This is a genomic window from Sphingomonas palmae (genome assembly GCF_900109565.1).
Taxonomy (GTDB): Bacteria; Pseudomonadota; Alphaproteobacteria; order Sphingomonadales; family Sphingomonadaceae; genus Sphingomonas; species Sphingomonas palmae.
In genome coordinates, this window is record NZ_FNZZ01000008.1 from 15,280 (window position 1) to 39,219 (window position 23,940).

The window sequence follows — 23,940 nt, forward strand, 5'->3', positions numbered from 1 at the left end:
ACCGGCCCCTTTTTTGTGCGACGCTGACTTCATGCAAAACGTGTCTGACGCCGCGCAACGCCTGCTCGATGGGGGCCGCATCGCCGACGCGGTCGCGTTGAACGCACGCGGCGTGGGGGCGGGTGACGCCGCGGCGCTGTTTCAGCGCGCGATGTGGACGATCATCGGCCAGGCACTGGCGCGCGACCTCCCCGCCGCGCGTCGCCTGCTGCGCGACGCAGCCACGCGCGGTCACGCCGAGGCGCGACTGCTCGAGATCACGCTCGCCGCCAACGGCACGGGTGCCACAGCCGACTGGACCGGCGCGCTCGCGTTGCTCGACGATGCGATTGCCGCGAACGATACGCACGCGCGCGCCTTGCAGCAGCTGCTCGGCGCGATGGCGCTCGCCCCCGACGGCACCCCTGCCCGGCATCCTTCTCCCGAGCCGCTGACCGACGACGGCGTCGTTTCGCGCGTGCCCGGCTTGCTCACCGCGGCCGAGTGCGCGCACGTCGCCGGAAGCGTCCACGACCTGCTCGCTCCCGCGCTCGTCGCCGATCCGCGCACCGGGCGCATGGTGCCGCACCCCATACGCACCTCAGACCACGCGGTGATCGGTCCCTTGCGCGAGGACGTGGTGATCCGCGCACTCAACACGCGACTGGCCGCGGTGAGCAACACCCCGATCGGCGCAGGTGAGGCGCTGACCGTGCTGCGCTATCGCCCCGGGCAGCAGTTCCGGCTCCACTCCGACGTGCTGCCGGGCACGCGCAACCAGCGCGTCGCGACCGTGCTCGTCTACCTCAATGACGATTTCACCGGCGGGGAGACGGTGTTCCCCGACTACGACCTGACGATCCGCCCACGCCTGGGGGACGCGGTGATCTTTCGCAACACCGACGCAGCCGGACGCCCGCTCGCCAAGGCGCGCCACGCCGGTCAGCCGGTCGTCTCGGGCACCAAGTGGCTCGCGACGCGCTGGATCCGCGCGCGCGCCTACGATCCGTGGCGCGGACCGGAATCCGTCTGAACCTCAGGCGGCCGGCGCCTGATACGCCTTGGTCACATCGGTCGTATTTAGGATGCCGCGCGCCGAGCGCATCTTCAGATGCGTGCCTGTCGCTTCGCTGTAATTGTGCACCATCGTGTAGCGTTCGACGCGGTAAATTGGCGCGCCGTTGAACGGTGCGTAGCGACGCCCGGTGACCGCGTCGGTCTTGATAGACAGCCACGATCCGGGCTTCACGTCCGACTGCGCCACCACCGATACGTCGGCGACCGTGCCGTCGGGACGGACAAAGAATGCGACATCGGCCCATTCGGGCTTCTCGCTGGTACCGCCCGACAAGGCGCCGGTCTGCACGCTGCGGTGGATCGGGTTCGAAACGTTGAAGGTCACGTCGGGCTCGCTCAGCAGGAACGCGTCGCGGGTCGCCAGCGGCTTGGCCTGAGCGAGCAGTGCGGCACGCTCCTCGGGCGACGCCTTGGACGCGGCCAGTTGCAGCTTCACCAGCCGAATACCCTCGCGATACTGCACGATCTCGGGCTCGTCGCGCTTGTCGAGCCGCGCCGCCCAGCGGTCGGCCGCGTCGCGGAAATTGGGATTGAGGCTCGCCAGCGTGGCGTAGAGCGTCGCCGCCTGAAAGATCGCCTCACCCTCGACGCCGGGATAGCCGTTCTTCGCCGCGCGCTTGATCACGTCCTCGTAGATCTGCCGCGCTGCCTCAATCCGGCCGGTGCGCGTCAGCTGGTTCGCGCTGTCGAGCCGCTGGAGCAGGATCAGCGGGTCGTTCGGCTTCAACCCGGCACGCAGCGCATCGGTCGCGTCGAACGCGGACAAGCGCGCGGAGTCTTCGCGCCCGTCGAGATTGCCGATCGTGTTGAGCGCGCGGTGCAGGTCCGACACTGCCAGCGGATAGGCCGCGTCCGCCTTGCCCGTTCGCCCGCGCGTTTTCAGCAACGTTTGCCGCGACCCGGCATAATCCCCTGCCAGGAACCGGCGCGAGGCGACGACCAGCGCGGCCTTGATCTCCTGATCGGGCGGACAGCCGCGGGCGACACACGCGTCGAGTGCCGCCTGCGCACTCTCGATCCCGCGCCCGACCACGACGATGTCGCCTTCCTGCGCCGCGCCCGCGTTGGACTGCGGCGCCGCCTGCGCCGCGGGGGTTGCCACCTGCAACAGCATGGCCAGCCAGATCATCTACACTCTCCCGATCGTGCCCGCGCATCGTGACGCCCCCGCCTCATCAGTCGAGCAAAATCGTACCGGCACTTGCGTCATTCCTTACACACCACTTTCCTACACGACGACGTGTCGACATGATGGCCCTCATCGCGCCCGCTCGCGCGCATGGGCGCGGGCGCGCACGCCTGCGTAAGCGTGTGACTTTAGTGACTTTTCGCGGGCGAAGATCGGCCCACGCCGGAACCACAAGCGCGCTCGTTCGATGATCCCCGGCGCCTTTATGCGGCGCTCCTCCCCAGATTGGACGAACCAGCATGAAGCTCGAAGGCAAGAAGATCGCGATCCTGATCGCGCCGCGCGGCACCGAGGAGCCGGAATTCGCCAAACCCAAGGCGGCGGTCGAGGAAGCCGGTGGTCAGGTTACCGTCATCAGCCTGGAGACGGGCGAGGCGGAGACGTTCAACAACGACCTCGATCCCGGCGCCAAGTTTAACGTCGACAAGGCGATCGGCGACGTGTCGGCGGACCAGTTTGACGGGCTCGTCATTCCAGGCGGCTGCGTCGGCGCGGACAAATTGCGCGGGTCGGACAAGGTCGTCGCCTTCGTCCGCGACTTCTTCGCCGCGAAAAAGCCCGTCGCCGCGATCTGCCACGCACCCTGGACGCTGATCGAGGCCGATCAGGTCCGCGGCCGCACGCTGACCTCGTTCCCGACGCTCCAGACCGATATCGAGAATGCGGGCGGCACGTGGGTCGACCAGGAGGTGGTCGTTGACCAGGGCCTCGTCACCAGCCGCAACCCCGACGATCTGCCCGCCTTCTGCGCCAAGCTGGTCGAGGAATTCTGCGAGGGCAAGCACGAAGCTCAGGCGGAGAACGCGTAAATGGCGCGCTTCTCCGACAAGGTCGTCGTCATCACCGGTGCCGCCTCCGGCATCGGTGAGGGCGCCGCGCGCCGCTTCGCCGCGGAAGGCGCGACATTGGTGCTGGGCGACATCGACAAGGCCGCGCTCGACAAGCTGGCAGGCGAACTGGGCGGCACGGTCGAGACGCGCGAGACCGACGTGTCCGACTGCGCGGCATGCGAAGCGCTGGTGCAGGCGGCGGTCGATCGCTTCGGGCGGATCGACGTGCTGGTCAACGATGCCGGCGTCGATCATCTCGGCAAAGTCGACGAGGGCGACTTCGCCGAGTTCACCAAGGTGATCGAGACCGACCTCTACGGCGTCGTCCACATGAGCCGCGCGGCGATCGCTCACCTGCGGCAATCGAAGGGCTGCATCGTCAACATCTCGTCGGTGTCGGGGCTGGGCGGCGACTGGAACCACAGCTTCTACTGTGCGGCGAAGGGCGCGGTGACCAACTTCACCCGCGCGCTGGCGATGGACGAGGCCAAGCACGGCGTCCGCGTCAACGCGGTCAACCCGTCGCTCACCTACACCGCGCTGACCGCCGGCATGAAGGAGCAGCCCGAACTGATCGCCAAGTTCGAGGAGCGCATTCCGATGGGCCGCGGTGCCGAGCCCGCCGACATCTCAGGCGCGATTGCATTCCTGGCGAGCGAAGACGCGCACTTCGTGACGGGCGTGAACCTCCCGGTCGACGGCGGGCTCACCGCCTCGAACGGCCAGCCGCCGCTGTCGTGATGCGTTGGGGCGGGCCGCGCATCCGCCCCCTCCCTCACAATGCGGCGTTGAGCGACAGACGCACCGTGCGCGGTGCGCCGGGGTAGATCCAGTAGCTGTTGTACGAACTGAGCGCGTAGCGTTCGTTCAGCAGATTGTCAGCCTCCAGCCGGATAGTCGACCAAGGGGTCAGCGGCGCCTCCGCAGCGGCTTTCACCTTGGTATAGGCGGGTAGGACCAGACCACTGGTGTCGGTCGCGCCCGATCGCTCGCCGACATAGGTCGCCCCCGCGCTCATCCGCCACGTGCCCCGCTCGGTTTCTTGAGTGTAGGCGACGAAGACCGAACCCGAGTGATCGGGCACGTTGAGCGCGCGCGGCGTCGGGAACGTGTCGTCGTCGTAGCGCGCGCGGGTCCAGGCGTAATTGGCCACCGCCTGCCAGTGGCGACCGAGCCGTAGCGTCGCGTCGAACTCGACGCCGCGGCTGCGCAGCGTACCGACCGGCGCCAGGAAATTGACGTCGCGCGGATCGGTGGTGAGCACGTTCGACTTGCGGATGTCGAACCAGGTCGCGCCGACATCGAGCCCTGCCCAGCGTCCGCTGACGCCGACTTCATAGCCCTGCCCGCGCTCTGGCGCGAACGCCGCGCCGTCCGCGCCGCTGCCCGAGTTGAGCAGCGTCGACTCGCCCCAATTCGCGTGCACCGCAACCGCGCGATCGATTTGGTAGCGCGCGCCCAGCCGGAACGTGACCGGCTGGCTGATCCGCTGCGAGGTCGCACCCGTCAGGTTCCGGCGCAGCTTCTGGTCGACGTGATCGTAGCGCGCACCGCCCACCAGCGAGATGCCGTTTCCCACATTCCACAGATCCTGCGCGTAGAGCGTCACCGCGCGGCGCTTCTCGCGCTGGTCGATGCTGGGCAGCAGTGGCGCGGCCTCAGCGACGCCGTAGACGGGATCGTAGATGTCGATCGCGTAGGGCAGCCCGCCGCGCGCCGGGTCGGCCGGATTACGCCGGCGCAGCAGCTCGAGGTAGTCGAGCGTATAGCCCTTCACTCCGACGCTCGGGCGATGCATGCCGAGCGCCGCCACTTCGCCACGTAGCTCCAGCCGGGCGGCCAGATCCTCGACCTCGTAACCGCGCTCGCGACGCTGTCGCCAGAGCGTGCGATCGCCGACCAGCCGCGATTGATCGGCCGAGAAACCGCGCAATGATCCGCTGCGATACGCCGCCCCGCCGACCAGCGACCAGCCCTCCCCCAGCCGCGCCTCGCCGGTCAGCTGGTGCCGCGTGTCGCGCGCGATCGTGTCGCCATTGTTCGGCTCGCCCAGGAAGCGCGAGGCGGGCAGTGCAAGCGCGTCGCCGTTCACCGCGATCACGCCGCGATCGAAGGGCGAGGCGTAGCGGATCAGTTGCGCGACATAGGTCAGCTGCACCGCATCGGATGGCCGATAGGTGAGCGACGGCGCGACCGTGCGCCGCTTGAGGGTCACGAAATCGCGGTAGCCGTCGCTGTCCTCCACCGCGACGACGATGCGCGCGGCGAGCGTATCGGTGAGAGAGCCGGTCGCGTCGAGTTCGAGACGGCGGGTGTCGAACGAACCGTAGCTGAGCCGCGCCGACGCTTGCGGGGTAAAGCGCGGGGTCTTGGTCACCATGTTGACGCGACCGGCGGGGTCGATGTCGCCGAACACCGCGCCTGCCGGGCCTTTCAGCACCTCGATTCGCTCGATCGTGGCGGGATCGCGCGCAGGGGCGCTGCCGCGATTGGCGCTGAAGCCGTCGACGTAATATTCCCCGCCGCCATCGGCGGTGCTGAGGAAGCCGCGGATCGCGAAATTGTCCGCGAACCCGCCGCGATTGTTCTGCTGGCTGCTGCCGCTGACGAGCTCAAGCGCATCGCCGAGGCGATAGGTGCCGGCCGCGCGCAGCAGATCCTGCTCGATCGAGCGGCTCGACTGCGACATCCGCTCGGTCGCGCGATCGGACGAGAGCGTCGCGTCGCGCGAGCGGCGCGTGCCGAGCACGACAATCTCCTCGCGGCTCGCCTCCTCCTCGACCTGTGCCGCGGCGGGTGCGGCGATCGTGCTGAGTGCCGCGACGATCAGGAGCGGTCGCGACGCAATCGCGCATTGCCGGACCGAACTGCGCAGGACTGAACCACGGCGAGCCGGGGCGCGCCGCGTTGTACGAATACGTGTGATGACCAACTTCGCCCCGATTAGTTATGATATGTTGTATCATGTGCTCTTGCGTTGTCGCGGTGCACAGGTCAACAGGATCAGGCGTCAATCACAGACGAACTGGCGGTGTGCGCCGCTCGCCTCGTAACGCTTCCGCGATGCGTGAACAAAGCCCAGAAGGACCCGATAGTGACCACCGCCACGCTGCCGGCAATGCCCATGACCGCAGCCGCTCCGACGCATCCCCCGCGCTCCTCGCCGGTCGCGCGCACGCGGTTGCGCAGCATCGACGCGCTGCGCGGGCTGGTCATGGTGCTGATGCTGCTCGATCACCTGCGCGAGACTTGGTTCCTGCACGTCCCCATGCCCGATCCGATCGACGCGCGCGTGGCGCTGCCCGCGCTCTATCTCGCGCGGCTGGCGGCGAGCCTGTGTGCGCCGGTGTTCGTCATCCTGACCGGCATATCGGCGTTCCTGTTCAGCACCCGCCACACGCGGGCGGAGACACGCGCCTTTCTGGTCAAGCGCGGGCTGGTGCTGATGGCGCTGGAGGTGTTCTACCTGTCGGAACTCTACTGGGGCATCGCCTCGCCGACGCTGTGGCTGCAGGTCATCTGGTGCATTGGCGTGTGCATGATCGCGCTCGCCGCGGCGATCGGTCTGCCACGGCGGGTGCTGCTGGCCGCGGGACTGGTGATCGTCTGCGGGCATAACCTGCTCGACGTGGTGCAGCTGCGTAGCGGCGACGCGTTCTTCGTGCCCTGGGCGCTGCTCCACCAGCGCGACGTGATCGCACTGCCGTTCGGGCTGGTCGCCAAGACGTCCTATCCGGTACTCGCCTGGATCGGTGTGATCCTGGTTGGCTGGGGGATCGGCCCGTGGTTCCTGGGCGAAGTACCCGCGCGCGTGCGCGTACAGCGGCTGGTGGTCGGCGGGTGCGCGATGCTGGCGGCGTTCGTGCTGCTGCGATTGCTCAACGGCTACGGCGATGCGCCGTGGTTCGTCGTGCCCGACAGCGCGATGCGTACCGCGATGAGCTTCTTTGCGCTGACCAAATATCCTCCCTCACTGCTGTTCCTGCTGCTGACGCTCGGCTGCGGCGCGCTGCTGCTCGCGATGTTCGAGCGGTTGAACGAGGCGAAGCTGACCGCCGCGCTGGCGGTGTTCGGCGGGGCGCCGATGTTCTTCTACCTGTTCCACCTCACCATGCTGCGACTGCTCTACCATTCGGCGTTCGCCATGTGGGGCGCGACGCACGGCGCGACCTTCGGCGTGAGCAATTACGGCTGGGTGCTCGCCTGGTACGCCGCGCTGATCGTGCCGCTGTACCTGCCGACCACGTGGTTCGCGCGCCTGAAGGCACGCCGGCGCGACATCGCCTGGCTCAAATACCTGTAGCCGGGGCGGGTCGCTCGCCCGCCCCGATCGTCACTGCTGCAGCAGCGGGTCGAAGGTGATGGTTGAACGGATCTCCGCGGTGTCGGGTCCGATCGCCATCGGGCAGGTCACGCCGGGCATCACTGCGACGTCGAACAATTCGGTGATGAAGCCTTCGAGCTTCAGCCACTCGACGATGTCGCCGCTCGCCAGGTCGACCACCAGCACGCCGCACCACGGCTCCGCGTCGCGGCCACGCAGCGCGTCGTCGAGCGCGAGGCCGGCAAAGGTGCCGTTGCGCGGCTTGGAGACGGTCACGAGCGCGTGACCGTTGTGGATCGACATGCCGCGCAGGAAGCCGGGGCAGAAGGCGATCGTCGTCTTCTCGCCGCTTTCCAGATCGACGCGAACGATCTCGCCGCGCCCTGAATCGAGCACATAGGCGCTACCGTCGTGCAGCCGCGGACTGTGCGGCATCGACAATTGGTCGGTGACGATGCGCCCGGTCTCGACATCGACCAGCACGCCCCCCTCGTGCCGGCGCTCGCGCCACCCGGTGACGATATCGCTACGGCTGACCGCCGTGACGTAGCGCGGCTTGCCTCCATCGAACGCGACGCCGTTCAGGTGGCAGCGATCCTCGGGCGCCAGTCGCGAGATAAACGGCGGTTTCCAGATCGGGCGAAAGCTGTGGACGAGGTCGAGCGTCGCGAGGCAGCTGTACTTCGTGTTGACGAAGATGACGCGACCGTCAGCATCGGTGCCGACCTCGTGGATGTCGACGTCGCCGACCGTCTGCGCGTTGCGGGGCACGAGCGCGAGGTCGAACTGCCCGTTGGCGCGCTCACCCGGGCGCAGCATGTTCTCCAGCCGCCACACCTGCGACAAGGCGCCGAGATAGAGCCGCCCGGGCTGGTAGCAGAGCCCCATCGCGCGGACGAAATTCTGCTGGTTGAACGACACGGTGCCGTTCGCCAGCAGCCCGACCAGGAACAATTGACCGGTCTGGTAGGAAGTGAAGGCGAAGCTGGTGTGATGGCGCCGCAGCCAGTCCGCCATTCCGCGCGAGACGGTCAGCTGCGTCCCCGTCTGCACCGCAGCCGCGACCGCACCCGCAGTCGGCGCCGCACCCTCAGCCGCGCTGCCCGCCGTCGGTTCGGCTCCCTGATCCGTCATGAAACAACCTTCGCAGTATCACGCCCGCCGCCCGGACAGGCAGCAGGCGTGTGATAGACCGATCAGAAGCGGACGCGCAGCCCCACGCGACCACCGCCACCGCGATATTCCTTTCCGAACTCGCCGTGGCCCTCGATGAAGCCGCTGATGCCACTCGGCATCGTGACGTTCACGCCCAGCGTGCCCTGGCCGAAGGTGTTCAACCGGTCGCCCGTCACGGTGACGGTCTGCCCGCCGCTGGTGAAGCGCAGCCCGTCGCGGCCCTCGAACTCCTTCACCGCCGCGCCCGCGGCGTAGAAGGCGAGCGTCGAGCCGCTCATCTCGGTCTGACCACCGACGCGCAGCCCGGCCTTGCCACGCAGCCCCTCGAAGCGATCATAGTCGAAGCTGTTCGGCCCCACCGCGAAGTCGTCGAGCGAGGTACGGCTGTACGCCACGCTGACCAGCGGCTCGGCGAAGAAGCCGGTCGAGCCGAACCGCAGCCCCGCCTCGAGCTTGCCGCCCCAGGCATGCGCATTGTCGTCGTTGCTCAGCCCGGCGATGTAGCTGCGGCGATTAACGTTGTAAAAGTCGTACTTCGCCAAACCGTTGACGAAGAGCGGACCACCACGAACGCCTGCGTAGACACCGACGTTGAACGCGTCGACGTCGAACCGGTCGCCCAGTCCGGCCGAGAAGCGCGTGGTCGAGTTGAGGTAACCCGCGGTCAGACCTGCGATCGCGCCACCCGAGGCTGAGCGATCGACCAGGTCGAGCCCGACCTGCATCCCGAACGCATCCTGCTTGTAGCCGAGGTTGACGTTCGACTGCGACAGCGCGCCCAGGTTGAAGTCGCGACGATCCTTGCGCGTGTTCACCTCGCCCAGCGCCTGCAGCCACAGGCGGCCCGAGCCACCCGCCGCTTCGATCGCGCTCGCGGTGTCGCGGTTCGCCGCGAAGCGCGCGCTCACCGCGTCGGCCGAGCGGTTCCAGAGCGTCGTCAGCACCTCGCCCAGCTGTGCCTGACGATAGACCGCGGTACCGGGTGCGCTGACCAGCTGGTACGCGCTCGTGTCCGTGGCGTAGTTGAGACCGTAGGCGACCAGCCCGCTGTCGTTGACGCCGCCCGTCAGCGAGAACGCCTGCGGGTTCGACCCCGTCGCGACGTCGACCAACGTCACCGGCGCGAACAGCGTAGGCGTGCCGATGGTGTTGAGCGTGATCGCGGTGCTGCCGCTCGCCGATCCGACGATCAGCTGGTCGGCGGTCGCGGTGTTGGTGCCGAACGCCACGTCGAGCCCCAGCGTCGCATTGCCGCTGCCGGTGTAGGCGGTGTTGGCAAAGGTCAGCCGGTCGCCCGCGACGCCGTTGCGCAGATCGATCGTGCCGCTGTTGTTGAGCGTCTCCAGGTTGGTCACCGACGCCGACTGCGGCGTCGTCGCACGCGCCAGGCGAATCGTGCCACTGTTGGTCAGCGTGTCGGTGCCCGCGCCGAAATCGCTGATGCCGGCGAGCGTCAGTCGACCGCTGTTGGTCAGCGTGTCGTTGCCATCCGTCAATAGCAGGCGGCCGTTCAGGTCGCCGGTGTTGGTGATCGTCGCCGCGGCGCCAGTCACGCGCAGCGCGTAGCCCGTCCCGCCGGTGATCGTGCCCGCATTGTTGACGACCGCGCCGCGCACTGACTCGATCACCACCGCGTCGGTGCCACCCGAAACCGAGCTACCTTGCGCGACAGTCAGGCGTGCGATGCCGTCGAGCGCGGGGTTGCCCAGCCCGATGTTGCCGCCACCACCGACACCGCCCGCCAGCATGCGGATACCGACGCCGCTGTCCGACACAACCGCGCCTGTCGTGCGCACGTCGACGCCGCCACCGAAGCCCAGCGCGCGGATCGCGGTGCTGTTCGCGCCCGACACGCGCACCGACCCTGCGTTGATGATCACGTCACCGCCGAAGCTCGCCGCGTTGATGCCGTTGGCGTCGCTGCCGCTGGTGCGCAGCTGGTTGACGTTGACGGTCACCGTCCCGCCGCCCCCGGCCGCGATCCCCTGCGCGTCTCGCCCGCTGGTCGTCACGTTGGTCGCGTTGATCGTGACACCGCCGCCACCATAAGCGTCGATCCCGGCCGAGCCCGCACCCGTGGTCGTGATCGCGCCCGTGCTGATCGTAATCGGTGCCGAGATCGCGCGTGCGGCGATCGCGGTGGAGAAATCGCCGCTGGTCGACACGGTCCCGGTGCCGCTGATCGCGATCCCGCCGTAGCTGCTGTTCGCGTCGATGCCGTTGGCCTCGATCCCGCTGGTCGTGATCGCGCCATTGTTGACGACGCTGGCGGTGCCGTAGAGCGAGGTCACGGCTACCGCGTCGCTGTACGCGCCGCTGGTCGAAACCGACCGGTTCACGGTCGCGCTCGCGTCATTATACGCCTGCACACGCACGCCGATCGAATTGTCGCCCGCGGTGCTGACCGTGTTCACGGTGGCAGCGGCATCGCCGTAGAACGCGATCGCGAATGCGCCGTCGGACGAATAACCCTTGGTCGATACCGCATTCACGTTGACGGTCGCATTGCCGCCATAAGAGGCCGCCAGCGCGCCGGGCGAATATTCGCCCGCGGTCGTGATCGTGCCGGTGTTCGCGACCGACGCATTGCCGAAGAAGCTGACCGCGTAGACGCCCGCCGCGTTCTCGCCGGTTGTGGTGATCGACCCGCCGCTGACCGAAATGTCGTCGAGGCCCAGCGCCGAAACGCCGAACGAGCCCGCGCCGCTCGTGCTGATCGCGCCGTGCGTGATGTTGATCGTCCCGCCGCCCAGCGCCCGCGCGTCGATCCCGTCAGCCGCGTTCCCGCTGGTCGTGATCGTACCGATGTTGATCGCGATATTGCCGGCGGTGCCGAGCCCGTTCAGCGTGGCGGCACGAATACCGTCCGCGCCGTCGCCCGTGGTCACGATCGCCCCCTGCCCAACCGAGATATTGCCGGTGTAGCTATAGGCGTCGACGCCGACGCCGGTCGACTTGACCGAACCGCTGCCCGATACGCTCACGTCGCCGTAGCCGATCGCGATAATCCCGCCGCTGTTCGCGCCCGTCGTCGTGATCGTGCCGCTGTTGGCAACCGCGGCACTGCCGTTCACGCCGAACGCGTAGATGCCGGGCGAGGCGAACCCGGCCGTCGACACATTGCCCGTGGCGGTGACGCTGACGTTGCTGCCGAGCGCCGCGACTGCGGGTGCGTTGTCGCCCTGTGTCGACACGTTGTTGACGTTGATCGCCACGTCGCCGCCCGTCACCGCGAGCACGCCGACGCCGCCCAGACCCTGTGTCGAGACGAGGCCGGTCGCGTTGACCGCGATGTTGCCGGTATTGCTCGTCACGCTGATCGCGGTCGGGCTGGTGTACGCGTCGCCGGTGCCGGTGGTGCTGACCGAACCGACGTTGATCGTCGTATCGGCGGTGTAGCTGGCGGACAGGATGCCGATACCGTTCGTGCCGTTGTTGACGACACTGCTGGCGTTGATGTTGACGACGCCGTCGTTGCTCGAGAAGGCGTTGATGCCGACCGAATAGTCGCCGTTCACCACGACCGAGCCAACCGTCACGTTCAGGTCGGCGGGGAGCGGGCCGGTGCCGTTTTGGAACGTCGCCACCTCGATCGCGCTCGCGACCTGGCCGTTCGTAGTGACGTTGCCGAGGTTGAGCGTGACGTCGCCCGAACCCTGTGCGGCGATCCCGCGCGAGTAATTGCCCACCGTCGTGACCGAATTGGCCGACACGTTGATCGCGCCTTCATTGGCATAGGCCAGGATGCCGCTCGCCGAAGGGCCATTGGTCGCGATCGTGCCCGACCCGCTGATCGTCACCCCGTCGCTGCCGTACGCGACGATCCCGTTGCCGCCGCCGGTCGCGGTGTTGATCGCGCCGTTGTTCACGATCGTCGCGGCGCCGTCATACGCCAGCGCGCGCACTGCGGTGGAGCCGAAGTCGTTGGTGCTGACCGTGCCGTTGACGGTGACGTCGGCCGAGCTGCCGACCGCGACGACCGCGTTCGACAGGAAGCCGTCTGTCGACACGTTGTTGACCGTGACGCTCGCGTTGCCTGCCCCGTTCGCGAGCGCGTAGACACCGGTCGCGTAATCGCCCGTCGTCGTCACCGTGCCGGTCGACGCGATTGACACGTTTCCGCCGTTCGACACGCCGATGACGCCAAAGGCATTGTCGCCCGCGGTCGACACGTCGCCGACGTTGATGTCGACATTGCCGGCGTTGGCGGTCGCGAACACACCGTCCGAGCCCGCACCGGTCGTCGTGATCGTGCTTGCGTTGACGGTCACGTTGCCGGTGCCGAATGCGCCGGTCGAGATGCCGGTGGCATTGTCGCCGCTCGTCGCGATCGTGCCGGCAGTCACGCTCGCCGAACCGTCACCGTACGCACGAACGAGCGCAGCCGTCGCATCCTGCCCGGTGGTGGTGATCGTGCCCGCATTCAGCGTCGCACCGCCCGCACCGGTGCCGAACATGATCGCGCCGTAGCCGTAGTCGCCGGTCGTCGCGATGTTGCCGACGTTGAGCGTCGCGGTTCCACCCTGCACCTGCGCGCCGAAGGAGGCATAGCCGCTGGTCGCGATCGTATCGACGGTCGCATCGACCGCGCCCGTCGTGCCGAACGACACTGCGCGCAGACCGGTCGAGTAATCGGCCGCGGTCGACACCTCGCCCGCATCAACCGTGATCGTGCCGCCTACTGCGGTCAGGTCGAGCGCGTTGGAGCCGTAATTATAGAAGCTGCCCCCGCTCGTCGTCACGCGGTCGACCGCGACGTTCAGCGCACCCTGCCCGACATAAGCGTTGATGCCACCGGTGTAGAAACCGATGGCGTCGACCGTCCCCGCGTTGATCGTCACGTCACCGGCGTAGGAATTGGCGCTGATCCCCAGCGTGCCGTTCCCCGTCACTGCGATGCTGCCCGCGTTGATCGTGATGTCGCCTGCGTAGGAATTGGCGTTGATGCCACCGCTCGCCCGGCCGGTCGCGGTCAGGCTCTGCGTGTTGATCGTGATGTCGCCCAGATTGGTGCTGGCGAGCACGCCGGTCGATCCCGTCCCGGTCACGCCGATGCTGGTGCCAGTGGCCGAGTTGAGCGTGACGCTGCCGTCGTTGAACCCGATCAGCGCGACGCCAGCACCATTGGCGCGCCGGATCGCCACGCCGGAATCGAGGTTGACGGTCAGGTCGAACACCGGTGCGGTCGGGTCTAGGCCCGGATCTCGCGTCGGGTCGGCCGCGGGCGTCGTGTACTCGATACCGTTCGGGAACGGGTTGCCGGTCGGGGTGCAGGTGACATTGCCCTGCTGCGCGCGCCCGCACTCGTCGGCCGCGTGCGCGACACCGGGAGCGAGCAGTCCGGCGGCAAGGCTGGTGACCGCGGTGGAAAGCAGCAGCTTGCGAACCCGCCGCGTAGACGACAGCGACACCTCGCCCGTCCGCATCGACACACCAACCATAATGACCCCCCGGTTTTACCTATTTGGATGGGGGTCTAACGACCGCGTCAATTGGGTCAACCATGCTTACATTGTCGGAGTGTAACATTTCTTACACATGCGGCCATTTTAAGCATCACCGTACAATTGGGAGCGCCGCTGCCGTCAAATTGCCGCGTCTCCGTTCAGGCGGCGAGCGCGTAGCGACGGCAATGTTCGAGGTAGCCGGCCTCGTGGCTACCCGCGAGCGACACCACGCTCTCCCACAACCACGACGGCGCATCGATCTGCCCGCGGCGATCGGCCTCCAGCACGCCCAGCCACTCCGCCCGCGCGTTCGCGTCCAGCTGGCGACCGTGCGCCTTGCCGATCACGAACGCGAGGTAGCGCGCAGCCTTGATTGCCTCGCCGTGGCTGAACTGGTCGACTTCCAGCTTCAGATCCTGCGGGGCGAGTTCGCGAATGAACAGCGAGCGCCCCTGCATTCGCACCGGCAGCATGCGCGCGCCCAGATGCGGCGACATCGCGCGCGCAGCAGCCGTCACCCGCTCGGCATGGTCCGCCGGCATCGCCGCGCGGTCGACGATCGGCGCGATCGGCTCGACCGCTTCCTTCAGGTCGATCAGCGCATAGTTGGAGCGGCGCCTGGTATGGTCGAGCGCGACGATCACCGCGTAGCGCAGGAGCCCGAGCGAGCTGCACCCCTTCATCCAATATGCCGCATCGACGAAGCGGACGCGGCGACGCTTGTTCTTCGGGTCGAGCGACAGGATCAGGTCGCATACCGCCGGCTCGGCGAACACGTGTTCGAGCGCGTCGCGCTCGTCGGCCGCGAGCGCCCAGAACTTCTTGCCCAGCGGCAGCTTGGGGTCGACCGCCTCCAGCCGCTCCTTGGCCAGATGCTTCCAGCGCCGCTTGACCGCGGTGCGCTTGACGCTGCGCACCACCTCGGGCTCGACACCCGCGTCACCGCTGACCGGATCGGCGATCGCAGCGGCATAGCCCTCCACCATCTCCTCGATCATCCGCGCGGTCGTGACGCCCGGCAGGTCGGACCCGCGCGCCGCAGTCGCGAGCGAAAGCCCCAGGCGAATCATGTCGTGCGCGGGGTTGCCGATCACCGCCTGATCGAGGTCGCGGATCTGGATCTCGACGCGTCCGTCACCCGCCGCGAGCGGGCCGAGATTGCCGAGATGCGCGTCGCCGCAGATCCAGATTGCAGGGCCCTGCGGCACACGCGCCGCGACTGGTGACGCATCCAGCCACTCGTAGAACTTCGCCGTATTGCCCCGCACGTAAGCGTGGGCGGAGCGGGCCATCTTGCGGGTACGATTGTGTTCGAGAATGATGTGTCGGTCGGAACGGCTCGGCATGGGCATCAATGTCACCTCTTGAGGTGCATCAACGCGCGCCCGACCGGCTTGTATCAGTTTGTTTCGGAATGGCCTGATGTGGAGCTAGCGGTCGTTGGTGGGGATGGCTGAGATCGTCGTCTATCCCACGCTACCGGTCGCATGGTTTGCATCGTCACGGCTCCACCAGTCCGCAACTAGGTGATCAGCGCACGCTGCGTCCCCAAGGGACCAAGCCTTGCCGCTCAACTTCCGCAGTCACCATCCGCAGGGTCTGTGGCGACACCAGCCCGCGCAACAGCAACAACATTTCAAGATGCACGGCGCTGGGCTGATCGTCACCCTGCGCTCTGCCAGGCACCTCAACCGGTCGATCGGCCACGAGGCGACTTAATCTCTCGACGTCGTCCCCAAGCTCGATCAACGAAGCACGGATGCTGGCAAGCTCCTCATCCGCCTTGTCGGCGCGCTCCAAACGCTCACGAATAACGGTCGCCATGCCAACGCCCTTGCCCTCCGCCTCGGCAGCGTAAACCAGCGCTTGGCCCTCTCTCAAACGGACCTTGATTGAGTCTGACAGAGCCATTGCACCTCCGACTACAGCATGGACCCTATATTGGTTCTTAAGAATGCCTAATTACAACTACTTCTCGAGAAACATGGTCCTAGCAGGGTCCATTGCTCAAATTTCTGGTTGTAGAAAGTCGGATTGTTTCAGTGCCTTAGCAGCACCGGAAGGTGCGTATGGTGTACGACCCAAAATCACAATTTTTAAAGGGTCGAGAATGAAGTTCTGACAGACCGAAAACGGGCTGACCGAGCTTTAAGGGGGTTCGAACTACCCTGATGAGCGCAGCTCAGCAGGTGAACTGCCGCACGAACGCAGATCGGACGCAAAAAGGATGCACCGAGGAGGCACTCGGGATGCAAAAGAGACGCAGATCGGACGCACAAGGGAGGCAAAATGCCGATCCAGTATGCGATGGCTGAGCGTGATCGTCCTAGCCGGCATGAATACGTCGACGTATCTCTTGCTTGTCCCCGATAATGAGGAGGGCATCGCTGGTGAACCGCTCCAGATCCCGTCTTAAATCGACAACGATCTTCCTGAACGACGATCGCTGCGGGCCCGAAAACCCGTCACAGGTTTCCAGCGTAATCGTGCTCACCAGTGACATGAACTGCTCGGCTTCCTCGATCAGAAAATCGACATGTGCGTCCTGACATCGGGTCATGCTGGACGGCCGGTTCAGAGCAAACCCTGACATAGCTAGGACCAACAAATTCTCGAGTTCGGTTGAGAAGGGTATGTGCTCGCGGCATCCACGTAGATCGGCGAGTAACTCGCGCATTCTGTTTTCCAGATCAGTCACCACGATGCCTCCTTGCTGGGAATGGAGGCAAACCCGGCTGGAAAGCCGGGCGTTCGTAACCCTGCACAAGGACAAGGCGCTGCCACCTTTGGGCCAGGCCTTGGACATGCGTGACAGCCGCCCGGCCGAATAGCTCGACCGGACCTTGTGAATGTCGGGGTTACGACGCCCCACGGCCGGGATTTACCGAACCGCGCAGGCATGGTTGCAGAAGGCCGTTAGGGAGACAAGCCGCTGTTGCTCGTCATTCAAAGGGTTTGATGGCCGTTGGCAACGCAGCAGCTTCGCACGTCCATTGGTCGGTAACTCGCTCGCTTATGAAGCAGTGCAAAGTTGGACGCTGAAAAGCGCGGTCGCTTCGAGAGCAACAATTGCGAGTAAGATATTTCGGATGCGAAGCTGACGGCGCACCCCCGTCGCTGCCGCTTTTACGGAACGTCCGTGTCCATCCAGCCTTCCCGGATGCATTGCGCTCATAGCTGTCCTTACCGTAATTCTGCGGCACGGCGAAATAGACCTATTTAGCCGATCAGCAGGTCATCATGGCCGCTCGCGTCGATGCACGAACAGCTACATCCTGTTGACCATCGAGCGAAGTGTTCGGCATTTTAGCTTACTGATTGATTATCTGAATCAGTCCGTTTTCCGCTTTCGTTCTACTCGGCGCCGCCTCATAGAATCGTCATGCCGATCGCGCGTGAGCATCGCTGGTTATACCCGATCGATTGGCGCGAACTGTCCGCGTTCATCCGCTTCACGCGCGCGAAAGGGCGATGCGAGCATTGTCGGCGTCCGCATGGGCGCGACGTGCTGCATCTCGGCGACGGCATGTGGTGGGACGAGGACGCCTTGCGCTGGCGTGACGGGCGCGGGCGGGCAGTGTGTGCGCTCGGCAGTCCGGCCGAACTGGCGCGCGCGCAGCCGGGCTTCGCGGCGATCGGCGCGCCGGCGATGCTGAGCGTCACGCGCGTGGTCCTCGCCAGCGCGCATCTGAACCACGATCCAGGCGACAACCGCGCGCGCAATCTCGCAGCATTGTGCCAGCGCTGCCACATGCGCCACGATGCGGGTGAGCATCGCCGACGTCGTTGGCTCAAGGCATTCCGCACGCGCGCGATTAGTGACCTATTCGCCTGACCGAGACGCCATAGCTTTGTAACAGCTGGATCGTTACGGCTGTGTTGCCGTGTTGGTGGCGGCACGCGTTTGGGAGAAGTTGCTAGTGTCAGCAATCGTGCCGGTGATCCTGTCCGGCGGATCGGGAACGCGTTTGTGGCCGATGTCGCGGCCGGAGCGACCCAAGCAGTTCCTGGCGCTGACCGCGGCCGAGACGATGCTGCAATTGACTGCGGCCCGCGCGCATGGCGACGCGTTTGCCGCGCCGATTGTCGTTGCGAATGCGGCGCATGCCGATCAGGTCGAGAGGCAACTGGCCGAGATCACCGCCTCGCCGCAGGCGATCATCCTGGAGCCCGCCGGCCGCAACACCGCGCCCGCGATCGCGCTGGCCGCGCTTGAAGCTAACGGCAAGGCGCCGCTGCTGGTGATGCCGTCCGACCACGTGATCGCCGATCCGGACGCGTTTCACGCCGCGATCCATGCCGCGCTGCCGCTGGTCGAGGATGGCTGGATGGTCACCTTCGGGATCACGCCAGACGCACCCGAAACGGGCTACGGCTACATCAAGGTGGGTGACGAGGTCGTGGCAGGCGTCCACCGGGTCGCGCGTTTCGTCGAGAAGCCACAGCGTGAGGCGGCAGAAGCGATGATCGCGAGCGGCGACCATGCCTGGAACGGCGGCATCTTCCTGTTCTGCGCCGACGCATACCTCAAGGCACTGGAGCAGTTCCGCCCCGACATCCTCGCAGCAGCCAAGGCGTCGCTTGAGGGAGCCCAGCGCGATGGTGTGCGGGTGCACCCCGACAAGGCGGCGTTCGAGGCCTCGCCATCCGACTCGATCGACTATGCGGTGATGGAGAAGGCCGAGCGCGTCGCGGTGGTACCGGTCGCGATGGGCTGGAGCGATGTCGGCAGCTGGGACGCACTTCATGCCATCGCCGACAACGACGAGCACGGCAATGTCGTGAACGGCGACGCAATCGTGCTCGACAGCCGCAACTGCCTGGTGCGCAGCGATGGCGCCCGGATCGCGATGGTGGGTGTCGAGGACCTGATCGTCGTCGCGAGTGGCAACGACATCCTGATCCTGCCGCGCGGCCGCAGCCAGGACGTCAAGCTGCTGCAGGAAGAGATGAAGCGGAAATAATACGACCCGGCGTGGCTGCGGCTCAGTGCATCAGCCACGCCGAATGCACCGTCAGCCTGTGATTTTTGATGTCTTAACCAATCTACTTCCGCGTTCCTTCTGTGGTTTTGTGATCTTTTGATCTAGGTACTTAGTTTCAGCACCTGGCGGGTTGGGTTGAAGATGAACCGGTCTGGTTCTGACTACCAGATCTTAGGGTCAGAACCCATTGATGTGAGCGTCGCGATCTGATTCAGGCTCCGCGAGGAGGCCGGGGATGAGCGACCTGTTTTGGCTGACGGACGAGCAGATCGAGCGGCTGCGGCCGTTCTTTCCGAAGAGCCATGGCAAGCCGCGTGTGGATGACTGGCGGGTGCTGAGCGGCATCGTCTTCGTCAATCGAAACGGGCTGCGCTGGCGAGATGCGCCCAGCGCCTATGGCCCTCACAAGACCCTGTATAACCGGTGGAAGCGCTGGGGCGAGCGAGGCGTATTCACGCGTATGATGGAGGGGCTGGCGGCGGTCGATGCGGAGCCAAAGACGGTCATGATTGACGCGACCTACCTCAAGGCGCACCGCACGGCATCGAGCCTGCGGGTAAAAAAGGGAACCTCGGCCGCCTGATCGGTCGGACCAAAGGAGGCATGAACACCAAACTTCATGCCTTGGCCGATGCGAACGGTCGCCCGTTGAGCTTCTTCATGACGGCCGGGCAGGTCAGCGATTACACCGGCGCGGCTGCGCTGCTCGACGATATGCCCAAGGCGCAGTGGCTGCTCGGCGACCGGGGCTATGACGCCGACTGGTTCAGGGACGCCCTGCAAGCAAAGGGCATCCAGCCCTGCATCCCGGGTCGGCGATCACGCAACGAGCCGGTCAGATACGATAAGCGCCGCTACCGGCGCCGCAGCCGCATCGAGATCATGTTCGGCCGCCTCAAGGATTGGCGCCGCGTTGCCACCCGCTACGACCGCCCCACCGCCTTCTTCTCCGCCGTCGCCCTCGCTGCCACCGTCATCTTCTGGCTGTGATCAACGAGTCCTGACCCTAGCCTCCTCAGCTCACCAGCGCCATCGCGACCGTGGCCCAAAAAGCTAGGCACCCTGCTGATGCAAAAAACATTCCAACAAAGGCGTATCGCCCCTTCTCTGCGCTCTCCATGGTAAGGAAGTTAACGTCGCTTTGCACGACGGCAAGTCACCAAATAGTATAAAAAGATCATTGCGCGCTGATCTGGTGTCTGTAGGCGTCAGCAAAATCGGCAAGGCGGTGAGGCGATATTCTGCTACGCCGACGCGAGCTGCCTCATCGTGCCTTTTGCTACGGCCCGGCTCGCCGGCCCACGTAATTGGGGGCACAAGATGTGGTGGATTGAACTTGGGGCGATCTTAGTTGGTGCGGTGTTGGCGCTTCAGCCAATCGGCTTTATAGGCACGCTTGCCTTCACGTACGCACGGGAGTGGCGTCCACTTGCGACAACGACGCGTGTGATAGCTGTTAGTCGCAAGCATGCTCGTCGATGCGCCGCACGCCAAAGGCGTGTACAGCAGCACCAACTTGCGCGAGCATGACCGCCGGTGCGTGCTTCTCGTCAATTACGAAAGCAGCTGACATTCAACTGAGTGTCGAAGCCTTTGGACACGGTCTCAACAAAAGGGTGACCGGCGCAGTGAGCGCCATTGATGGCGTATCGATAGCCCGCTTTCGCAACCAGATTTAGTAGATCACCCAGCTGTTGAGGCTGTCCGGGTGAGCTGTGGTATTCGAAGAAGAGGTGATCGACTCGATCTAACTGATCAGCGATGTCAAAAAGAACAGAGTTCTCAGCACCCTCGATGTCTATTTTCAAGAAATCGACCATTCCATCTTGAATGAAGTATCGTAAGCGAAGCGCCGGCACACGAACCTCACGCTGTGATCCCAAGAAATCAATTTGGGTTGATCCTGCGAGTGACCCTTCCATATAGAAAGTAAGGTCGGTGTTCTCCGTCCAAGCGGCAGCTCGTTTTAGGCTTACACCATCCAGATTTCTTACGTTCTCTTCAAGTAGGATAAATATGTCTGGATCAGGCTCAAAGGCTACGATCTTTGCCTGCGGGTACAAATTCTTAAAATACCGCACGCTCAAACCGATGTTTGCGCCGGCATCAATGATATAGGGGGTCTGAGTCTTAGCTTTGAAGCGGTATACTTCGTCGCCAAAAACCTCCCGCACAGAGTGGAAGAATCCGACGTTGTCGGAAAAGGCGATAGGCTGGCCTTGAAGTCTTGTCTGGCCACGAGAAAAGGGTGCTACCTTGGCGGCTGCGCGATAATCCGCGGCAGTCATGAAGCCATGAAGCGGTGAAATCCTGCGTCGAACCGCCGAAACCACGTTCATGAATCGTATCTCCCGCTTATGTAGCCGTTAACCCATTTATGCGCCGATTAGTCAACTATGGAGGTTCATAGCGCGCTCGAAAGTCGGGCGTTCTCTGTCGTTGGAAGTTTCGGGTAGGTTACGTGGACAAAGGTTGACGGATTGATTTGCGGTTGATTCAGGGCTGCCATTTGGAGGCAGCGTTGGTTGATCGGAGCGGATTGAACTGGTTGCTGGATGCGGTGTGGGAGATCGTTGAGGCGCTGTTGTCGACGGAGCGTGGCGGAGGCTGTCGCCCTTTGCAGACAAGCGTCTCTACTTGAGGGCATGATGTGAATCGCCCCGATGGGCGCGCAGTTGCAATGCCTGCTGGCCGAGTACGGCAAGTGGGATCATGTGTTCCGCCGCTACTATGGGTGCTGGACGACTTGCCTCCAAGTGCGCGAGGGCGGGCGCATCGTGTCGGTCGCTGCGATCCTCAGTGGCCTCAAGGGGCGTGAAGCTTGTCATCTTCGATGCGCGCGAAGGATTGGAGACCGCCAATCAGCCGCGTCGTCGGCGCACTTGGCATCGCTTCCGCGTCCTCTTCATGAGGAACGCGCTGCATATGTGCCCAAGGACCAAAGCACCATGGTTGCCGTGGCGATCCGGCAGGTTTTGCTCAGAGGTGGCTAGGTTTGTCTGCATGGATAGCGCCGAGCACGAGGTGCTCGCCTATCTGACCTTCTCCGAGCAGCATCGGACCAAGATGCACTCCACTACCGATTGAACGGTTGAACAAGGAGATGAAGCGCTACGCCGATATGGTGGGCATCTTCCCAACGAGGGCAGCATTACTCACCTCATCGGCGCTGTGATCTTCGAACAGAACGACGAGTAACAGTCCAAGGACCGCTACATGCAGATCGAGGGCATGGCGGCCCTTGCCACACCACAGATTGAGGAGGTAATGCCGCTAAAGATTACATCCAAGGTGGCTTGATCGATGCAGCCCTGGGGCTAAACTCGGGATTATATCAGATTGACGGACGCGACCTGTGGGCACCGTCGTTGATGCTGGATTGATGCGTTTCGCATCCACACGACCGACGACCTTTTCGTCTAAACTGATGGCCATAATTTACTGTGCCGATGCGCTCTACGCGTCAGCCATGATCACCGTGATCTTTGCGAGCGTGTGCTATTTTTGCCACTACCGTTTGCAGTAGCGATCAGCTAGCTGATCCGACTTCATTCGTAAGTGTGTAACATGTTGGATACTACCGTGACGGGGAAGCGGGTGTCGCTGAAACGTCAGATGCGGATGCGGCTCTACGCCGCGATCCTGCTCGTTGATGCAGCGGCGGTGTCACTAGGTTTCTGGCTCACGCCTTATCTTCAGCCGAGCGCTTGGAACGGTGTGCCAACCTTTGGCCTGTTCATCGCCACTATATCGCTGTTTTTGCTGCTTGAAATTCGAAATCTGCGGCCAACGACACTCGATCAATGGTTGCGTGGCACTATCGTGAGCCTAGCGGCATTGCTAGGCGCGCTGTTGCTGGCGGTGTTCGTATCCTTCTGCCTCAACCGTGCCGCCTACGTGCCGCGTTTGCTGGCAGGTGCTTCACTGCTGCTATCGGGAGTAGCGCTAACTATATTTCGCGCCATGCTGGGCAGTGTTGGCGCCCGAATTCTCGATGGTTCGGCGGAATCGCGCTTGGTGGTGTTGGACGGTTTGACAATCGATCTGCCGCTTGATGTGGCGACGCTAGATGCACGCCGGATCGATCCTGGCGCAGGAACGCCGCACCCTTATTTTCTTGATCGGCTGGCACAGGCGCTGAAGGGTGTAGACGAGGCCTTCATCGCCTGCCTTCCCGAGCGACGCGCGTTCTGGGCTGTAACGATGAAGGGCAGCGCGGTGCGTACCGAACTGCTGGTGCCTGAGCTCGATCAGTTCGGCGCGATTGGCAACAAGCACTTCGCTGGGATCGCCACCGTGCTTGTCTCCATCGGCGCGCTGCCGCTCCGCGAGCGAATGATGAAGCGCATACTCGACCTCACGATCGTAGTGCCCGCGATCGTCCTGCTTTCCCCTCTGCTGCTCGCGGTATTTATCGCGGTTAAGCTCGACAGCCCGGGCTCGGCCTTCTTCGTGCAGCCACGGGTCGGTTACGGCAACCGGCTATTCCCAATGTTTAAATTTCGCAGCATGCGTAGCGAGCTGTCAGACACCGCGGGCGCGCAATCGACATCGCGCGACGACAAGCGCGTGACCCGCGTGGGCAAATTAATCCGTGCGACTAGCATCGACGAACTGCCGCAATTGTTCAACATCCTGCGAGGCGACATGAGCTTCGTTGGTCCGCGCCCGCATGCGCTTGGGTCATTGGCAGGCGACCGCTTGTTCTGGGAGGTGGACCCGCGATACCACCATCGTCACGCTTGCAAGCCGGGGCTTACCGGACTCGCTCAGGTTCGGGGTTTTCGGGGTGCGACGCACCGGACCGAGGACCTGACCAATCGGCTCGACGCCGACCTAGAATATATCAACGACTGGAGCGTGCTTCGCGACATTCAGATCCTGATCGCGACGTTCAAGGTGCTGGTCCACCGCAACGCCTTCTGATCGGCGC

General features: G+C 64.6%; 16 protein-coding genes and 1 pseudogene. 9 read left to right on the forward strand and 8 right to left on the reverse strand.

The genetic code is table 11. The features are described from left to right. Positions 1–31 precede the first annotated feature (31 nt). Positions 32–1,012, forward strand: a complete 981-nt coding sequence (locus BMW51_RS15025) for a 2OG-Fe(II) oxygenase (RefSeq protein ID WP_093007923.1) — start codon at positions 32–34, stop codon at positions 1,010–1,012. A gap of 3 nt (positions 1,013–1,015) precedes the next feature. On the opposite strand, the gene BMW51_RS15030 is transcribed toward BMW51_RS15025, so the two are convergent. Further along, positions 1,016–2,185: a hypothetical protein gene (locus BMW51_RS15030; protein ID WP_245708573.1), complete on the reverse strand. Its 1,170-nt coding sequence runs from the start codon at positions 2,183–2,185 to the stop codon at positions 1,016–1,018. A gap of 299 nt (positions 2,186–2,484) precedes the next feature. On the opposite strand from BMW51_RS15030, the gene BMW51_RS15035 reads away from it, so the two are divergent. Both BMW51_RS15035 and budC read left to right on the forward strand, forming a co-directional pair. Further along, positions 2,485–3,054, forward strand: coding sequence for a type 1 glutamine amidotransferase domain-containing protein (locus BMW51_RS15035; protein WP_093007925.1), 570 nt, complete (start codon positions 2,485–2,487; stop codon positions 3,052–3,054). Further along, a complete protein-coding gene (gene budC / locus BMW51_RS15040) occupies positions 3,055–3,816 on the forward strand; it encodes a meso-2,3-butanediol dehydrogenase (RefSeq protein WP_093007927.1) in 762 nt (253 codons plus the stop codon). Positions 3,817–3,850: 34 nt separating this feature from the next. Here the strand turns inward: budC and BMW51_RS15045 are convergent, their stop codons facing one another. Then, positions 3,851–6,007 carry a TonB-dependent siderophore receptor gene (locus BMW51_RS15045; RefSeq protein ID WP_245708574.1) on the reverse strand — a complete coding sequence of 719 codons (2,157 nt, stop codon included), beginning with the start codon at positions 6,005–6,007 and terminating at the stop codon, positions 3,851–3,853. A gap of 192 nt (positions 6,008–6,199) precedes the next feature. Here BMW51_RS15045 and BMW51_RS15050 point away from each other — a divergent pair, with 192 nt between their 5' ends. Beyond that, positions 6,200–7,378 (forward strand): heparan-alpha-glucosaminide N-acetyltransferase domain-containing protein, encoded by a 1,179-nt coding sequence (locus BMW51_RS15050; RefSeq protein WP_093008041.1) that lies wholly within the window; start codon positions 6,200–6,202, stop codon positions 7,376–7,378. 30 nt (positions 7,379–7,408) lie between these two features. Here BMW51_RS15050 and BMW51_RS15055 read toward each other — a convergent pair whose 3' ends face one another. From BMW51_RS15055 to BMW51_RS15075, 5 genes are all read right to left on the reverse strand, one after another. After that, entirely contained in the window at positions 7,409–8,533 is a 1,125-nt protein-coding gene (locus BMW51_RS15055) for a TIGR03032 family protein (RefSeq protein WP_093007929.1), read from the reverse strand. Between the two features lie 62 nt (positions 8,534–8,595). Continuing rightward, entirely contained in the window at positions 8,596–14,001 is a 5,406-nt protein-coding gene (locus BMW51_RS15060) for a beta strand repeat-containing protein (RefSeq protein ID WP_143051891.1), read from the reverse strand. A gap of 179 nt (positions 14,002–14,180) precedes the next feature. Next, positions 14,181–15,314, reverse strand: a complete 1,134-nt coding sequence (locus BMW51_RS15065; protein ID WP_245708575.1) for a DUF2252 family protein — start codon at positions 15,312–15,314, stop codon at positions 14,181–14,183. Positions 15,315–15,552: 238 nt separating this feature from the next. Then, positions 15,553–15,933: a hypothetical protein gene (locus tag BMW51_RS15070; protein ID WP_093007935.1), complete on the reverse strand. Its 381-nt coding sequence runs from the start codon at positions 15,931–15,933 to the stop codon at positions 15,553–15,555. A gap of 415 nt (positions 15,934–16,348) precedes the next feature. Beyond that, positions 16,349–16,723, reverse strand: coding sequence for a hypothetical protein (locus BMW51_RS15075; RefSeq protein ID WP_177171707.1), 375 nt, complete (start codon positions 16,721–16,723; stop codon positions 16,349–16,351). A 681-nt stretch (positions 16,724–17,404) separates the two neighbouring features. On the opposite strand from BMW51_RS15075, the gene BMW51_RS15080 reads away from it, so the two are divergent. From BMW51_RS15080 to BMW51_RS15090, 3 genes are all read left to right on the forward strand, one after another. After that, positions 17,405–17,857: a hypothetical protein gene (locus BMW51_RS15080; protein ID WP_093007939.1), complete on the forward strand. Its 453-nt coding sequence runs from the start codon at positions 17,405–17,407 to the stop codon at positions 17,855–17,857. An 85-nt stretch (positions 17,858–17,942) separates the two neighbouring features. Further along, positions 17,943–18,986 carry a mannose-1-phosphate guanylyltransferase/mannose-6-phosphate isomerase gene (locus BMW51_RS15085; RefSeq protein WP_281243252.1) on the forward strand — a complete coding sequence of 348 codons (1,044 nt, stop codon included), beginning with the start codon at positions 17,943–17,945 and terminating at the stop codon, positions 18,984–18,986. Between the two features lie 256 nt (positions 18,987–19,242). Further along, positions 19,243–19,997 (forward strand): IS5 family transposase gene (locus BMW51_RS15090; protein ID WP_093007941.1). Its coding sequence is split into 2 segments (ribosomal slippage): positions 19,243–19,576 and positions 19,576–19,997, totalling 756 coding nucleotides; the frame shifts between segments, so codons are not numbered across the junction. Between the two features lie 560 nt (positions 19,998–20,557). Here the strand turns inward: BMW51_RS15090 and BMW51_RS15095 are convergent. Beyond that, positions 20,558–21,346, reverse strand: a complete 789-nt coding sequence (locus BMW51_RS15095; protein WP_093007943.1) for an FkbM family methyltransferase — start codon at positions 21,344–21,346, stop codon at positions 20,558–20,560. A gap of 472 nt (positions 21,347–21,818) precedes the next feature. On the opposite strand from BMW51_RS15095, the pseudogene BMW51_RS16300 reads away from it, so the two are divergent. Both BMW51_RS16300 and BMW51_RS15105 read left to right on the forward strand, forming a co-directional pair. Then, positions 21,819–22,307: pseudogene (locus BMW51_RS16300) on the forward strand (transposase); the annotation flags it as partial. A 267-nt stretch (positions 22,308–22,574) separates the two neighbouring features. Next, positions 22,575–23,933 carry a sugar transferase gene (locus tag BMW51_RS15105; protein WP_093007947.1) on the forward strand — a complete coding sequence of 453 codons (1,359 nt, stop codon included), beginning with the start codon at positions 22,575–22,577 and terminating at the stop codon, positions 23,931–23,933. Positions 23,934–23,940: the final 7 nt, after the last annotated feature.

What these genes read in the sequence shown, in the direction of transcription:
- BMW51_RS15025 (WP_093007923.1), top strand. Translation starts at nt 32, where the DNA reads ATGCAAAACGTGTCTGACGCCGCGCAACGCCTGCTCGATGGGGGCCGC.
- BMW51_RS15030 (WP_245708573.1), bottom strand. Translation starts at nt 2,185, where the DNA reads ATGATCTGGCTGGCCATGCTGTTGCAGGTGGCAACCCCCGCGGCGCAG.
- BMW51_RS15035 (WP_093007925.1), top strand. Translation starts at nt 2,485, where the DNA reads ATGAAGCTCGAAGGCAAGAAGATCGCGATCCTGATCGCGCCGCGCGGC.
- budC (WP_093007927.1), top strand. Translation starts at nt 3,055, where the DNA reads ATGGCGCGCTTCTCCGACAAGGTCGTCGTCATCACCGGTGCCGCCTCC.
- BMW51_RS15050 (WP_093008041.1), top strand. Translation starts at nt 6,200, where the DNA reads ATGACCGCAGCCGCTCCGACGCATCCCCCGCGCTCCTCGCCGGTCGCG.
- BMW51_RS15055 (WP_093007929.1), bottom strand. Translation starts at nt 8,533, where the DNA reads ATGACGGATCAGGGAGCCGAACCGACGGCGGGCAGCGCGGCTGAGGGT.
- BMW51_RS15060 (WP_143051891.1), bottom strand. Translation starts at nt 14,001, where the DNA reads ATGCGGACGGGCGAGGTGTCGCTGTCGTCTACGCGGCGGGTTCGCAAG.
- BMW51_RS15065 (WP_245708575.1), bottom strand. Translation starts at nt 15,314, where the DNA reads ATGGCCCGCTCCGCCCACGCTTACGTGCGGGGCAATACGGCGAAGTTC.
- BMW51_RS15070 (WP_093007935.1), bottom strand. Translation starts at nt 15,933, where the DNA reads ATGGCTCTGTCAGACTCAATCAAGGTCCGTTTGAGAGAGGGCCAAGCG.
- BMW51_RS15080 (WP_093007939.1), top strand. Translation starts at nt 17,405, where the DNA reads ATGCCGATCGCGCGTGAGCATCGCTGGTTATACCCGATCGATTGGCGC.
- BMW51_RS15095 (WP_093007943.1), bottom strand. Translation starts at nt 21,346, where the DNA reads ATGAACGTGGTTTCGGCGGTTCGACGCAGGATTTCACCGCTTCATGGC.
- BMW51_RS15105 (WP_093007947.1), top strand. Translation starts at nt 22,575, where the DNA reads ATGTTGGATACTACCGTGACGGGGAAGCGGGTGTCGCTGAAACGTCAG.